The sequence below is a fragment of the Ktedonobacter sp. SOSP1-52 genome, from assembly GCF_016587395.1.
In genome coordinates, this window is sequence record NZ_BNJH01000004.1 from 249,179 (window position 1) to 263,635 (window position 14,457).

A 14,457-nucleotide genomic window follows, 5' to 3' on the forward strand; every position below is an offset into this window, starting at 1 on the left:
AAGCGATATGGAAGCGGCAGGATGTTGCTTCCATATCGCTTAGATCTACATGCCCCTCTGTGAACCATTCAGACCCGGTTAGGGCCGAGAGGATTGAGAGCGCAGTTGCGGCGGCGATTCCATCGAGTTCATTGGCGAACCAGTGCCTGGCGTGCCAATTGTCGTCTTTGGTGTTGGCGTCGCAGCCGGTGGTGAGGTGGGTGTCGGCGTCGGCGGTGTTGGCGTCGGTGTCGGTGTCGGTGCCTTTGTCGGCGTTGGTGTCGGCGTCGGCTGCTGTGTCGCCGTCGCAGCTGGCGAGGGCGTTGGATTAACGCCAAGATTCGCAACGTAGACATTTACCGTACCGCCATCGGTAACTGTCTGTCCTTCAGGTGGATCAACACGAATCACTGTATTTGGAGGGAGTGTAGCGTCCGGACCCGCATCACGAGGCGCAATCTGCTCATCCGTGATGCCTGCTTCCTCTAAACGCTTTTTCACTACGTCAAGCGGCTTGTTGAGCAGGCCAGATGGCACAGTATGGGTAGTCGACTTCTTCTGCATCTCCAGCCCAATCACCGTATTGGGGGCAATCTTATTGCCAGGTTGGGATGACTGGTGCAGTACCACGCCATCCTGGGGACCCTTGATAATCTTGACCTGAAGGTGATTCTGCTGCGCGAGTTGTTGCGCCTCATCAAAGGTCAGATTAGTAAAGGTGGGAACCGTCACCATGTTCGGGCCAGGCGTCGAGGTTGCCGCAGGCGTCAAGCCAGGAATACGCACAACTCCCAGTTCGGCTGCCAGGAAAAAACTAAAACCTAATAATAGCAAAGCGGCGAGCACAATAAGCGCCGTCACAAAACCAGCAGCACGAGAGTTATTCTGGGGACGCCCAGGATACGGATATGCTAAATCGTCACGCTGGAATGGGCGTGTTGTCCCAGTCCCGGTGGTCGCGGTATACGGCACGGTCCCCTGCTCGGCGACCATCATCGGATCACCGGTGGCGGGTCCTGGAATAAGCATTTGATCGCCCGGATAGCCCTGGGCAGGCGCGACCACCCCCTGATTGGGCGAGCTTATCTGTCCATAAGGCGAGGAGACACCTAAGCGAGGAGACGAGACAGCGGCACCATACCCACTGGAGCCAGCGGGAGGCGTTGACACACTGCCTGGCGTCACACCGTGCGCGAGGCCAATCTCCTCCTGGCCCAGTGTTTCAAGCGCACGCGCCAGTGAGCTTCCATCCCGATACCGCATCTCAGGAATCTTCTCCAGGCAGCGCAGGATCACGTCCTCCAGAGCTGGAGGGATATTAGGATTGAAATGACTGGGGGGCGCGGGAGTATCTTGAATATGCTGCATGGCTACCGCGACAGGGGTATCGCCATCAAAGGGCGTCCGCCCCGTCAACATCTCGTACATGACGATGCCCAGGGCGTAGACGTCAGCGGCAGGACTCACGATCTCGCCCTGCGCCTGTTCGGGCGCATAGTATTGTACGGTTCCCAGCGTCATACCAGTCGTTGTCAGGCGCTCGGCGTTGATATCCTTGTATACACTAGCGATGCCAAAATCGGTAAGCTTGATAGAGCCATCACGTCCCACAAGCACATTCTGAGGTTTGACATCTCTATGGACAATTTGGCGACGGTGAGCGGCACCCAGGCCCAGAGCGACATCGTGCGCGATAATGATCGCCCGGTCCACGGCCAGCACACCACGTGAACGCAGGTAGCGGCGCAGATCGGTTCCTTCGATCAGTTCCATCACGATGAAATAATTGCCATCGCTCTGGCCATAATCGTAGACCTGTACGATATTAGGATGCTGAAGGGACGAAGCGGCCTTTGCTTCGCGCTGGAAGCGAGTGACAAACTTTGGATCGGTGCTATAGACCTCGCGCAGCACTTTAATAGCGACATCGCGTTCCATGTGCAAATCGCGTCCACGATAGATCGTGGCCATGCCGCCACGGCCTATGGCCTCTTGTAGTCGGTATCGCTCACCCAAAACTTCGATTTGCATAGTTCTCCGCACTGTACAGGCAATAGTTGTGTCGCCAACCATACCGGGGCAACACAGAAGTCAGAAGGCGGCACCACGGATATCCCCAGGTGCTGCTTGGGATAAAGAAGCCCGTCATATAAAGAGCTAATTTTTACATGTTGCAACGCTCGCAACAACTGCGAACTCTTATTCCGAAACCCAACGTCACTGGCGTGACTAGCGCTTCGCGCTCAGGGATTTCGGATCAGAAGACATGCAAAAAAGACGAAAAGAAGAGACACCTTTGGACCCGAAGGCGCAGATCAACGGCTCAACCCTGGTATTCCAGACTCTCCGGGCGTACGCCTCGGGGATTTCAGGCTCAGCCAGTACATGTATACATCGTGCAACTTATTGTAACCTATTCTGCGACAGAATGGAACACTCTCCACAAAACTAGGAAATAGTGTTCCACTACAAGCTTTTTCAAGCTATCTCATCTAGCTCTAAAAGTCTGTAGAGGCTTATTCGGTTCCCAGCACAGGTAGCCTGGCATTACTACCAGGGGCCAGCATACGCACATCGCCAGCACGACGCGTTATGCGTAGTATATCCAGGTGCTCAAGCAAGGGCACGATATATTTACGACTGGTGTCCAGCACATCACGCGCCTCCGCTGCAGTTATCGTTTCATGCGTGCTCATATAGCGCACTAATCTAGAGATGGCCTCGTCATAGGTCTCATGCAGGAAGAGCACGCTCTCGCTCACTTTGACCAGGCGTCCCTGCTCAATCAGCGCCGCCACCACCTCGGGGTCCGCCAGTTTCTCAGCCTCTCCCAGCACTGGTGGCGCAAACGGTTGCTTGCGAAAAGCCCGCTCCAAAACCTCAACCTGCCGCTGTTGCGCATCTGTAAATCTTGGCTTGAAGTCAGGCAGGTGTAGCAAGCTCATAGGACGCGACGCGCTCGTCTCCTGATCAGCCAATTCCAGAACACCCTCCTCAAGTAGGGCCATAAAGATGTCGTTTACCTGCCTGGCTGAAAGATTCAAGCGTGTACGCCACTCCTCTTTGGCCAACCCATTGCGCAATGGATATTGGCGGTGATAGTTGGCAAGTAGGCGACTACTCTCCTCGATCAGGATATTCCAGATGGAACGCGCGAACCAGAGTCCTCGAGTGCCTTCATCCTTATCCCCAGCCACACCCTTCGTTCCTATATAGCGAACTCGCTCTTCTATTAACAACGACTTGAGCGCCTGCCATGTCACATCTTCGGCAAGATTCGCTAAACGTGCAACCTCCGCCAGCTCATATCCCTGCAGCCCGATCAACGTCCTGGCCGCCAGACGACTTACCTCACCTGCTTTTGTGCTCCCAGCGCGCGCGGCAATGGCCCGCCTATCCAGAGCTGCCAGCACCAGTTCCTCTGGCGTTCCCTGCTGAAGTTGCTCTAGAGCTGCCAGCACGGGCTGTTGGAAGCGACGATGATAGCGCGGATGCACATCTACAACCTCGCCACCTCCAATCGTCAGGCTGGGCGAGGGAATACGCAGGATAAAAGCGTCACGACGAGCCGTTACCGCCGGACGGTTCAGACGCAATTGCGCCCAACAGCTCTCGCCCGGCTGCAACTCATCTGTATCGAGGAGACGCACACGCGCAGGAATCTCCTGTGAGCCGCAGTAGAACTCCACCTGGGTATTATGAGTTAGCGAACGCTCGGCATCAGCAAGAAGCGAGATACGCGCGTCCAGCAGCAGCGTCGGACGTAACTGGCCCGGCAAGACGACCACATCTCCACGCTTAAGCTCCGTACGTGCAATGCCTGGCAGATTGATCGCGACCCTGCTACCGGGATACACCACATCGCGACTCTGTTTGTGCATCTGCATGCTACGGACACGACTCTTCTGGCCTCCTGGTAACACCTCGACCTCCTGCCCCTGGCGCAAACTCCCATCGAGCAGAGTTCCCGTCACCACCGTGCCAAAACCGGTCAGGGTAAATACGCGGTCGATGGGCAGGCGGGGACGCGCAATATCCTGGCGCGCCTCGGCCTCATCAAGCAGGCGCTCAAGTTCAGCCAGGAGTTGAGGCAGTCCCTGGCCAGTGTAGGCCGACACCGGGAGAATAGCGGCTCCTGATAGGGTTGTAGGGCGTATCTGTTGCGCGACCTCCTCGCGTACTAGTTCCAACCACTCCTCATCCACCAGGTCCGCCTTGGTGATCGCGACCACGCCGTGGCGCACACGTAGGAGGTCCAGGATCGCCAGGTGCTCACGCGTCTGAGGCATGATACCCTCATCGGCGGCAACGACCAGCAGCGCCGCGTCAATCCCGCCTACACCCGCCAGCATATTTTTAATAAAGGCCTCGTGACCAGGCACATCGACAATACTCACCTCGCGCCCATGAGGAAGCTTGAGCCAGGCAAAACCAAGGTCAATGGTCATACCTCGCTCTTTCTCCTCCACAAGCCTATCGGGATCAATGCCCGTTAAGGCCTCAACCAGGGTCGATTTACCATGGTCGACATGGCCAGCTGTACCAATACAACTCATCGCGTCACCAACATGCAGGCAGCATACACTGTTATGGCCTTCCTCCTAATCCAAAGTGTCTCCTATTCTTGCTCACCATATTATAGACCTTTTCCGAGACATTTGCATAAGAGCCTTCGCGCCTGCGGTGCGCAAAAGAAAAGGGTGTATGCATAGGAAGTGGGCAAGGCCCACTTCCTATGCATACACCCTTTTCTCTTTAAAAGAAACTTATTCGTGAACGTCGCGTTTCCAGATCACGCCAATGGAGATGACGAGGAAGGCAACGGCATAGGCCAGAGCAACCCAGAGCGTGTGTGGACCATCCACCTTGACAAAGGGCGAGAAGGTCACTGTGATGTCCAGGGTATTAGGGAGCAAAGCTTTGGGCATCACATTCAAGATGGGTCCCAGCAGGTACGCCGTGACATCCAGGAAGAACTGCTGCTTGGTAAAACCATGCGCCAGGTACAGGAAGAGCGACCCAATGTTATCCACCGCGAACCAGGCCAGGGCCACACTCATCCCAAAAGCCAGCGAGCGCCCAAGCACACTTACGGTAGCAGCCATGAGGATGGTCACCGCGAAGCTAATCGCGACCGTATACAGGTAGATGCCAATATTATTCCAGACCTCGGCCGGCATCTTATTGATGATGCTAATATTGCCGCCCTGGGAGTAGAGCGTTATTAGCATCAGTAAGGCATTGAACAATACACCAACCACAAACAGCTCAATGCCGACAATCAACATGGCCGTAAGCTTGGCCAGCAGGAGTTGTACGCGCCCAACACCACGCGCCAGGATAATACGTATGGTTCCGTTCTGATACTCCATACCGATCATGAGGCCCATCAGGATCATCAAGAAGATGCCGCCAAAGACGCGCAGCACAAACAGGGTCATATTCATTTCGCTATAGAAGAACTGCGGCGAGTTGGTGGCAATGTTCGTATGAGTGCTGCTATTACTGGCAATAATAAAGTGCAATAAGATTGTTCCCGCGACCAGGCAGAGAACCATAAGCCAGGTCAACCACTGGCGTGATAATTTGATCAGTTCGCCCTGGATCAGACCCAGAAAACTAGGCCGCGCAGACTGCGCCAGAGATGACGCAGGGGACTTAGCAACCACTGTGCTCACGACTTCACTCTCTTTCCTCAATCGAATATAGCTGGATAGTTGATAATATCGTTTTAGATGCCAGTATGACCGTCGGTCAGGCGCAAGAAGGTTTCTTCAAGATCATATTTAGTCGTTTTTAGCTCGTCAGGCATAAAGCCAGCCTGGGTCAGGAAGGCATTGAGGTCACGCCCTCGGTTATTGGGCGCCAGGGTTACGATATCGCCCTGCGCATCCAGGCGCGCATTGGCGCCCCATGGCTGCTCTTTCAGTAGAGCCAGGGCCTGCGCCGCCTGTTCCAGTTTCACCGTAAACTCGCCCTTGCCTGTCGTCAAATCCTTCACCGTCGTCTCGGTAATGAGCTTGCCAAAGTTAATGATTGCCACGCGGTCACAGATCTGCTGCACCTCGGTTAGCAAGTGGCTCGACATGAGAATGGTCTTGCCCTCAGACGTCAGGCGGTGCAGGAAGTCACGCATCTCTACAATACCCGCCGGGTCCAGGCCATTAGCGGGTTCATCCAGCAACAACAGTTCAGGATCTTGCAGGAGCGCGACCGCGATCCCCAAACGCTGGCGCATACCCAGGGAATAGGTGCGGACCTTGTCCTTCTGGCGACCTGTCAGGCCAACAATCTCCAGAACCTCGTCAATACGCTTTGCGGGCACGCCACCCAGGACTTTACTCAAGGCCAGCAGGTTATCTCGCCCAGACATATAGCGGTAAAGCGCAGGCGTCTCAATCAGGGCACCAACACGGGGCAACACCTCGCTGCGATGTGCCAGTGTATCCTGTCCCATGACCTCGACGCTCCCAGAGGTCGGCCTGATCAGGCCCAGAATCATACGGATAGTTGTGGTCTTGCCCGCACCGTTGGGGCCAAGGAAACCATAAATCTCGCCCCGGCGAATATCCAGGTTGAGGTTATCCACGACCACGCGCTGCTTATACTGCTTGGTCAGGTTATGTGTGCGTAACACAGTCTCGCCAGCACGCTCAGAAGCAGCGTGAGCGGAGACCTGGCGAGCGAGGCCCGCAATGTCAACTTGCGACATAGATAGAAGATTCCTTTCGCTACCATTGCCCATCTGCACGCCGCTAAAAGTCGCGTCAAACGGGAGGAGTATTCAGCTTCACTAGTAGGACGTAGGTAATCATATCTCAACAATGTCGCGGAGACATCACATAATTGTCGCAAACCTGTCGCAAATTGTCAGAGCGTCGACAGCACTGGCGCAAAGGGGTATAATTGAGGGCACGAACAAAGTATCTATCCACACACTTCTGAAAATATGCGCGTACCCTGTGCCCTTCAGGGTAGCCAGTAGCGCTGGTCGAGAGCAAGAGATAATAAATATGAACGAAAAGATTCAGTCGGTACTCAACTCACTACCACACAAACCGGGCATCTACTTGATGAAGGATGGCGAGGGAACGATTATCTACGTGGGCAAAGCCATCTCGCTCTATAACCGCGTACGCTCATATTTTCAAGAATCGACCGACCACAGTCCCAAGAACCGCAGCATGGTCGCTAAGATCGAGGATATTGAGTTCCTGGTCGTTCGCAACGAGGTCGAGGCGCTTGTCCTGGAGAGTAACTACATCAAACAGTATCGCCCCAAATATAATGTGCTTCTGCGCGACGACAAGAGCTACCCCTACATCAAAGTATCGCTCAACGAGGACTTTCCCCGCGTATACCGCGTGCGTAGCTTTCAACGCGATGGCAACCGCTACTTTGGCCCCTATACAAACTCGGGGGCCGTCGATGCGACCCTGGACCTGCTCAATAAATTATTCGCCTTCCGCACCTGTCGCTATGACGCCAGCGTCTGGGCGCCTCCACGTACTGGCGAGCCACCCGCTGGCTGGAAGCAAAAATTGTTGAACCGTCCCTGCACCCAGTACTATATTCATCGCTGTATCGCCCCCTGCGTTGGCTACGCCAGCCGCGAGGAGTACGATAAGATTATCCAGCAGGTCATCCTCTTCCTGGAAGGAAAACACGACGAGGTGCTCAAAGACCTCCAGCGCCGCATGGAAGAGGCGGCGGAGAACCTCAATTTTGAGGAGGCCGCGCGCATTCGTGACCGCATCAAAGCCGTTGAGCGCGTGCTGGAGAAACAACGGATTATCAACACCGAGGGACAGGATGATCAGGATGTTGTCGCGCTTGCCAGCGGTGACGACGAGACCTGCGCCCAGGTCTTCTTCTTCCGCAACGGCAAGCTGATTGGACGCGAATACTTCATTCTCCAGGGAACGCGTGATAGCGCGCCTGGTGAGATCATGAGTTCCTTTCTCCAGCAATTCTATGAAAGCTCACCCCATATCCCCGCCGAAATTCTCGTCGAGGCCGAGCCTGATGACCGCGAGGTTCTGCAGAGCTGGCTCAAAGAGAAGCGACGCGGAACCAGTGCCGCGGGACGCAGCGCCAGTGTCACCATCAACGAACCCAAACGCGGCGAGAAGTTGCGCCTGGTCGAAATGGTACATAATAACGCCAAGGAGGTTCTGGAGCAGCAGCGCATCAAGTGGCTCACCGATAGCCAGAAGACACAGATGGCCTTGGAGGAGTTGCAGGAGGCCCTCAACCTCGTCTCAGCCCCACAGCGTATCGAATGCTACGACATCTCCAACACCCAGGGTTCTAACTCAGTCGGCGCGATGGCGGTCTTCGAGGGTGGCAAGCCAAAAAACAGCGAATACCGTCGCTTCAAGATCAAGACCGTCGAAGGAGCCAACGACGTAGCCAGTCATCAAGAAGTGCTGCGCAGGCGCTTCCGCAAGGCGGCAGCACTCCAGGAGGCCACGCTTGAGCGTGAGAGTGCGGCCGCCGTGGATAGGGTTAGCCAGCGGGCGAACGGCGAGGAAGAGACCGGGGGCGAGAGTGAGCAAAACGCCCTCCAACATAACTGGGCCATGCCTGACCTGATCCTGATCGATGGTGGCAAACCCCAACTCAACGCCGCACTCCAGGTATTACAGGAGCTAGAGCTGGATATTCCCATCGTTGGTGTTGCCAAGGAGGAAGGCTCGCATACCCGCTCCACAACGCAGGAAGAGCTACATATTCCGGGGACGTTGGAACCCATACTCCTGCCGCGCAACTCGCAGGGCCTCTACCTCGTACAGCGTATTCGCGACGAAGCCCACCGCTTCGGTATCACCTATCACCGCAAGCTACGCACAAATCGCACCTTTAAGTCACTGCTCGACGAGATTCCCGGCATTGGTCCCAAGCGCAAGCAGGCGCTCATGAAGCACTTTGGCTCCGTACGTGCCATCAGCACAGCCAGCCTTGACGAGCTGACAGCCATCGATGGCATGACCAGGGATTCCGCCGAAAAGGTCAAAGAGTTCATCGGACGCAATATGGGAGCGATCACAGGCCTCGCCTCTGAGCAACTAGGCAATTCAGACTAGTGACAATGGGAGACAAGGGCTGGTCAGCCTGGCTGATTCTCTAAACATGCGCACCCCTGCCGATAGGACATAATACATAACAGAAATAAAATGGCGCTCCAGAGTGTTATGCATAACGAGTGCTAGCAATCATCATCTGCGATTGACAGCTGCACAATTTCGCGCTACTATGCTGAACAATGGTATGTGATGTGGGGCGCAAAGGCGCCTTTGGAATAATCGAAATATGTGAGAGGTGATTGATATATGCCAACGTACGAGTATCTCTGCCGAGCCTGTAATCATCGCTTTGAAACCTGGCAAAAAATGACTGATGAGCCTTTAACAATCTGCCCTGAGTGTGGTGGCGCCATTCGCCGCGTGCTATACGCGTCGGGCGTAATCTTCAAGGGTTCTGGTTTCTATTCAACAGACCATAAAGGTGGCAACGGCACCGCCTCTGCCTCCACGGGTAGCGAGAGCGCCAAGAACGAGAGCGCGACAAGCGACAGTAAAGTGGAGAGTAAGAGCGAAAGCCCGACATCAACGCCCTCAACCGAGAGCAAGGCCGCGACTCCAGCAGCATCCTAATGCTGCCAGGCGCGGACCTTTCTCCGCGTTCCATCTTGAGTTCCAGGCCCAAAGCACCGCAAGGTGCTTTTTTTATACACTCCCCCTGCCAGCGAGGGATTGAGAGCTTTTACCAATATTAAGATCTGTAGGATAAGCCGCTTGGCAAACATCTATTTTGTAGTATTATGGGAAAATGCTTTTCCAGTCTACAAACGGCTTCAGCATATTTTTCTGTTGATAAATGTCCATTTTTCTTGTCTTTTTCTCTTACATAATTCTTTATGGGTCAACATAGGGTTTGTTGCATTTACATTTATGTATCTTGAGTTTGTTCTTGGTGCTATGAATAGAAACATACGAAGTAAAAGGTTTTTGTAGTGCTTGCGCATATGAATCTCAACAGTGGTTTTTTCTTAGTACAAAAGCATTAAATTTGAATTTAATGCTTTTGTACAGAAAGGAGGACTCAGTGAAATTCTCTACAAAGATAGTTATGCTGACCGTGTTCAGTGGGCTGTTTGCACTGCTGCTACTCATAGGTTCAACACAATCAGCATCAGCCGCCAGTACTACAACGACGATGCCAAGCAAGACAGCAACAGCTACCCAATACCCGTACTACTACCCGTACTATCGCCCGTACTACTACCCGTACTATCGCCCGTACTACTACCCGTACTATCGCCCGTACTACTACCCGTACTATCGCCCGTACTACTACCCATATTATCACCCGTATTATTACCGCTAGCGAGGCGGCTACGGTTGTGGCTTCTACGGAGGCGACTACGGTCGCTTAGGTGGCTGCTTCCGTTAAAAAAGGAGAAAATTAGGCGACCCGAGCCAGCTCCGTGTAGCGAAGTGGAACGGACCTGATCGGCTCGCCTTTACAGAATGAAGAGAGCCCCTGATAGTAGTGACTACCAGGGGCTCTCTTACTCTTTTGTGCTCTCGTTTAATGCTTCTCGATAGGAGAGATATAATATTGTTTGATTGCTGTTGTGCTTTTATTGGTTTAGATATCTATTTTGTAGTAAAATAGGCATAAGTGGCATATGAAAAAGAAATATCACAGAACAACTGTTAGAAAGAGGGAAGGGCATGGAAGAGTCAATGTTAGCTGCATTACAGCGCCAGCAGATCGAAATCGCGGTAGGTGAACTACTCTTGAGTAGTGATCACTACATGCGTGGCAGCATCGCTGAGCGCATCCGCCACTTAATTTCCCATGCTGACCGAACGCTTGATATCACGAAATTTAGCGAGATGGCACGCGAAGAACTGGCGGATCTCAATCTCCTGCCTCCACTCGGCAAGGAGGTATAGCCCTCACGCTCAATACTACCCAATACTCCTAGGAGCTTGTCTTATTAACGCGTGTGCGGGCGTTATTCGGTGTATACTAAAATTACACAATCTATACCAGGAGATAGAAAAGCCAGAATCCGAGGAGACCCGGGGTATGCAGGTGCAACACGAGAAATCACAAGATAGGCTCATTGAAGAGTTACAACAACAGATAGATCAGCTCACAGCGGAAAACCTCCTGCTCAAGGAGCAAATTACGCGCAAGGAGCAGTTCACGGCCATGATCGCGCATGAACTGCGTAGCCCCCTTGCGCCCATCATCAACTATGCGCAGATGTTAAACCGAGGTCTCTTCGCTCCCAAAAACAATGTCGCGGAGCCTGTCAAAAAATCCCTTTCGCGCAATACCAGTATTATTATCAGCCAGGCTCAGAAGCTGGCACGCCTGGTGAACGACCTGCTAGATGCCTCAAGATTGGCTTCTGACCAGTTTACGCTTATTTGCAAACCCTGTGATGTTGTCGAGCTTGGCCGCGAGGTTGTTGAACAGCTGCGCCCTGTAGCGCCCTATCATTCTTTTGTCGTGGACGCACCTGTTCAAGCGATAAACGGCTGCTGGGATGGGGGGCGGCTCCAACAGGCCATAGGCAACCTGCTAGACAACGCGATTAAGTACTCCGATGAGCGGAGCACCATCACTCTGCGCATCCAACTCTTAGAGCCTGCCTTCGACCAACCGGAAAAGGTCAAGGTCAGCGTCCATAACCAGGGCGTCAGTATCCGCACAGAGGATATGCAGCACCTCTTCCGCCCCTTTGGGCGACTGGAAGCAACACGCGAAATTCGCCAGGGGTCAGGGCTCGGTCTCTACATCACCAAGTCCATCATCGAGGCTCATGATGGGAAGCTCTGGCTAGAAGAAGCGACCCCAGGCGGTCAAAACGGCACGACCTTCACCTTCGAGCTGCCGATACAACAAAACCTCTTCGCCCAATAGCGTGACGCTACTAAAGTACGCAAAAGTACGCATTTACATATAATGGCGCGGAATACCTCGTAATAGTATATATAGACGCGTGCGCTTGCCCCCGAATGGGGGTTAGCAGCGGTCACCATCCCCTGTCTATTTCTACAGGCTCCTCTCCTGTTCGTTTGCACGGGCAGAAAAACCCGCTAAATTAGCGGTGTGAAGCGACCTATGTGCAGAGTATACTTACCACTGTGCGAGGGAAGCCCACCAGTAACCACACCAACGGTGAGCAACGCTGTTTGTGGAACCCGGCGTTGCGCGTCGTCAAACCTTGACATGCCTACTGATGTAGCGCATGGCTGGTGTGGCCTGGTGGGGACCATTAGATCTTATTCCGAAACCCAACCCCCATTCGGGGGCACAGCACCACTGGCGTGTCTAGCGCTTCCCCCATTCGGGGACAGGCGCGCTCATGGTGTTCGGATCAGAAGTATCGGGGCTTATAAACGAAAGGAGCGGATCATGAGCCAGTGGGCGTATAAGGTCGTGTATATTGATTATCGCGGGCGTATCTCATGCGAGGGTCAGGAGACCCTCATTGGCGATCAAGAGCGACGGAGCGCCTTTGCCCGCCGCTACATGAACGAGCTGGGCAAGGAGAACTGGGAGTTGGTCAGCCTCCAGCCTCTGACCTCTAACTCGGCCTACTACATCTTCAAGCGCCCTGCTCAGGAGGGCGACTACGCGGAAGAGCAGCCAGCCACCAGCGCTGAGCAGCCACAGGCACAACCCACCAGCGAGAATCCCGCGAGCGGGCCGACCATCGAAAATGCTTAACAAATAAGTGATATGCAAGAAGGAGTGCTGATTGGCAGCCATTTGCTGCCAATCAGCACTCCTTCTTGCATATCACTTATTTTATATACTTTTATCCTATTTACTAGCTTTTATACATTTTTATGTTATATATTAACAAATAAGGACACATTGTAAAACAAAATACAATATAGATGTTTGCACTGTGTCACCAGCCTATACTGTAGGACATGTGGAAAGGGAAGAGGAAATATGAGTGATCACGCTATCCATCCATTACGTGCCGCCCGCCAAAGCTTCAACCTTACGCAAAAACGCCTGGCCCTGGAGACAGGTGTCGCCCCCCAGACCATTATGCGCGCCGAGCAAAATAAACCCATCAACGCGGATTCACGTCGCCGCCTCTGCGCATATTTTCACATGACCTCGGATGCTCTGGGACTGGTCAGCGATAAGCGCGAGCAACACAAAGGGAGACATGGCGAAGACGAAGCTTTAGAGCCTGTGCCTTCACAAATGCGCTCACGGATGCTCATTCGTGGTCAGGCCCTGGCCATCCAGGAGTTAGAGAGCACCGATATGGAGCAATCCCGGCGCGACTTTCTCCAGGCCCTGGGAATCACCGGCACCTCGCTAGCGGCCTCTTCCTCACCATTACTCTATCCACCGCTCTGGGAGCGACTCTCGCGAGTCCTCGCCCAACCATCCAACATGGATAATGAAACACTCCTGCACCTGGAAGCCATTGTGCGCGATAGCTGGCGCGTCCTCCCTACGATGCTTGGCACCTTTTCCCAAAGCCTCTTGCAATATGTGCTCCAACGCCTGGAAATCGTCACGCAGCTCCTCTCAACAACTCTTGTGACTGAGCAACGCATACGCATCGCTAGTGTAGCAGCTGAACTTACGCAGATCGCGGGCGAGCTTCTCTTCGACATGAAGGAGAGCGAGCAGGCCGACCGCTACTATGCAGTAGGGCTGGAGGCAGCGCGCGTCACGCAAAATCCCCTGATGCAAGTGACCCTCCTGGGGCGCCGGAGTTTTATCCCGATCTATGAGGAGAAGCCAGAAAAAGCCATCCCCTGGCTGCAACAAGCAAATGTCATCGCCAGGCGCAATGTCCCCTCCATCACGCAAGCCTGGCTGGCCTCCATCGAGGCAGAGGCATACGCCAATCTCCGTCAGGCCCAGGACAGCCTGCAAGCCCTGCAAAAGGCGGAATACTTCCTGGAGCAACATGAATCCCGACGCAGCGGCGAAAACGCACACACGCGCTTCTCCTATACCGTACTCCTCGGCTACCAGGGAGTATGCAACCTGAAGCTCCAGCGCCCGAAAGCGGCTCTTCCGGCCCTACAAGCGGCTCTTCAGCATATGGACGGCGTGCGCACACGTCATCGAACTATCGTCCTCACCGATATTGCCTCCGCCTACCTACAGCTAGGCGAGATCGAGGGCACACTCCACCACATAGACCTGGCCCTTGAGACGCTCAAACAGGTGAAATCCGCCCGCGTCCTGCAACGCCTGAACGATCTCAATCACGCCCTAACCCCCTGGAAAGGCCTCCCCGACGTCAAACAACTGGATGAGAAGCTCCTCGCCATACGGCCCCTCATCGCTCAACATTAAAAGGAAGTCATGTGCAGTTGTGAGTTGCGTGCATGCACGCAACTCACAACTGCACATGACTTCTTAACTTCCTCGACGTGCTACCGTGTAGGCTGATATAATGTCGGCAGGCAA

General features: G+C 53.9%; 11 protein-coding genes. 7 read left to right on the forward strand and 4 right to left on the reverse strand.

Annotated features, from left to right (window positions below; all coding sequences use genetic code 11):
* Positions 1 to 78: 78 nt before the first annotated feature.
* The 4 genes from JMJ16_RS36205 to JMJ16_RS36220 form a co-directional block, all read right to left on the reverse strand.
* Complete coding sequence (locus JMJ16_RS36205; RefSeq protein ID WP_201389551.1) at positions 79 to 2,010, reverse strand: protein kinase; 1,932 nt, start codon at positions 2,008 to 2,010, stop codon at positions 79 to 81.
* A 485-nt stretch (positions 2,011 to 2,495) separates the two neighbouring features.
* Complete coding sequence (gene selB, locus JMJ16_RS36210) at positions 2,496 to 4,535, reverse strand: selenocysteine-specific translation elongation factor (RefSeq protein WP_201389552.1); 2,040 nt, start codon at positions 4,533 to 4,535, stop codon at positions 2,496 to 2,498.
* Positions 4,536 to 4,745: 210 nt separating this feature from the next.
* Entirely contained in the window at positions 4,746 to 5,657 is a 912-nt protein-coding gene (locus JMJ16_RS36215) for an ABC transporter permease (protein ID WP_201389553.1), read from the reverse strand.
* Between the two features lie 53 nt (positions 5,658 to 5,710).
* Complete coding sequence (locus JMJ16_RS36220; RefSeq protein ID WP_201389554.1) at positions 5,711 to 6,691, reverse strand: ABC transporter ATP-binding protein; 981 nt, start codon at positions 6,689 to 6,691, stop codon at positions 5,711 to 5,713.
* Positions 6,692 to 6,992: 301 nt separating this feature from the next.
* Between JMJ16_RS36220 and uvrC the strand changes: the two genes are divergently transcribed.
* The 7 genes from uvrC (at position 6,993) to JMJ16_RS36255 (ending at position 14,343) form a co-directional block, all read left to right on the forward strand.
* On the forward strand, positions 6,993 to 9,065 hold the full coding sequence (uvrC, locus tag JMJ16_RS36225) for an excinuclease ABC subunit UvrC (protein ID WP_201389555.1): 2,073 nt from the start codon (positions 6,993 to 6,995) through the stop codon (positions 9,063 to 9,065).
* A 246-nt stretch (positions 9,066 to 9,311) separates the two neighbouring features.
* Positions 9,312 to 9,635, forward strand: a complete 324-nt coding sequence (locus JMJ16_RS36230) for an FmdB family zinc ribbon protein (protein ID WP_201389556.1) — start codon at positions 9,312 to 9,314, stop codon at positions 9,633 to 9,635.
* A 562-nt stretch (positions 9,636 to 10,197) separates the two neighbouring features.
* Positions 10,198 to 10,368: a hypothetical protein gene (locus tag JMJ16_RS36235; protein WP_201389557.1), complete on the forward strand. Its 171-nt coding sequence runs from the start codon at positions 10,198 to 10,200 to the stop codon at positions 10,366 to 10,368.
* A 350-nt stretch (positions 10,369 to 10,718) separates the two neighbouring features.
* A complete protein-coding gene (locus JMJ16_RS36240; RefSeq protein WP_201389558.1) occupies positions 10,719 to 10,943 on the forward strand; it encodes a hypothetical protein in 225 nt (74 codons plus the stop codon).
* Between the two features lie 136 nt (positions 10,944 to 11,079).
* Positions 11,080 to 11,922, forward strand: a complete 843-nt coding sequence (locus tag JMJ16_RS36245) for a sensor histidine kinase KdpD (protein WP_201389559.1) — start codon at positions 11,080 to 11,082, stop codon at positions 11,920 to 11,922.
* Positions 11,923 to 12,417: 495 nt separating this feature from the next.
* Complete coding sequence (locus JMJ16_RS36250; RefSeq protein ID WP_007908158.1) at positions 12,418 to 12,732, forward strand: hypothetical protein; 315 nt, start codon at positions 12,418 to 12,420, stop codon at positions 12,730 to 12,732.
* Between the two features lie 231 nt (positions 12,733 to 12,963).
* The gene (locus JMJ16_RS36255) at positions 12,964 to 14,343 is read left to right on the forward strand and encodes a helix-turn-helix transcriptional regulator (protein WP_201389561.1); all 1,380 of its coding nucleotides are present in this window, start codon (positions 12,964 to 12,966) and stop codon (positions 14,341 to 14,343) included.
* Positions 14,344 to 14,457: the final 114 nt, after the last annotated feature.

Excerpts from the sequence above, each read along its gene's own strand:
- JMJ16_RS36205 (WP_201389551.1), bottom strand. The coding sequence starts at position 2,010 with ATGCAAATCGAAGTTTTGGGTGAGCGATACCGACTACAAGAGGCCATA.
- selB (WP_201389552.1), bottom strand. The coding sequence starts at position 4,535 with ATGAGTTGTATTGGTACAGCTGGCCATGTCGACCATGGTAAATCGACC.
- JMJ16_RS36220 (WP_201389554.1), bottom strand. The coding sequence starts at position 6,691 with ATGTCGCAAGTTGACATTGCGGGCCTCGCTCGCCAGGTCTCCGCTCAC.
- uvrC (WP_201389555.1), top strand. The coding sequence starts at position 6,993 with ATGAACGAAAAGATTCAGTCGGTACTCAACTCACTACCACACAAACCG.
- JMJ16_RS36230 (WP_201389556.1), top strand. The coding sequence starts at position 9,312 with ATGCCAACGTACGAGTATCTCTGCCGAGCCTGTAATCATCGCTTTGAA.
- JMJ16_RS36235 (WP_201389557.1), top strand. The coding sequence starts at position 10,198 with ATGCCAAGCAAGACAGCAACAGCTACCCAATACCCGTACTACTACCCG.
- JMJ16_RS36240 (WP_201389558.1), top strand. The coding sequence starts at position 10,719 with ATGGAAGAGTCAATGTTAGCTGCATTACAGCGCCAGCAGATCGAAATC.
- JMJ16_RS36245 (WP_201389559.1), top strand. The coding sequence starts at position 11,080 with ATGCAGGTGCAACACGAGAAATCACAAGATAGGCTCATTGAAGAGTTA.
- JMJ16_RS36250 (WP_007908158.1), top strand. The coding sequence starts at position 12,418 with ATGAGCCAGTGGGCGTATAAGGTCGTGTATATTGATTATCGCGGGCGT.
- JMJ16_RS36255 (WP_201389561.1), top strand. The coding sequence starts at position 12,964 with ATGAGTGATCACGCTATCCATCCATTACGTGCCGCCCGCCAAAGCTTC.